Below are 244 nucleotides of genomic sequence, written 5' to 3'. Positions count from 1 at the left end.
CAGCTGTATTGTACCAACCTGCAGAACCCGTTTTGCGCTCAGTGCCTTCTTTTTCAAAGAAAATACCTAATGTTTTAGCACCGCCACCAAACGCCGCAGTAATACGCGATGCAAGGCCATAGCCTGTAGAGGCACCAATAACTAATACATTTTTAGGCGCATTTTTTAATGCACCTTGTTGCTTTACATAATTAATTTGTTCTTGAACATGTTCGCTACAGCCCACTGGGTGGGCATTGGTGCA

1 pseudogene is annotated in these 244 nt (G+C 43.9%); it reads right to left on the bottom strand.

The window, feature by feature from the left end:
• Positions 1-244, bottom strand: a pseudogene (locus tag AAEY62_RS24165) (bifunctional NADH-specific enoyl-ACP reductase/trans-2-enoyl-CoA reductase); the annotation flags it as partial.

This window comes from Pseudoalteromonas sp. GW168-MNA-CIBAN-0100 (assembly GCF_040309225.1).
Lineage (GTDB): Bacteria > Pseudomonadota > Gammaproteobacteria > Enterobacterales > Alteromonadaceae > Pseudoalteromonas > Pseudoalteromonas arctica.
This window is presented reverse-complemented; position numbering and strand designations above follow the sequence as displayed.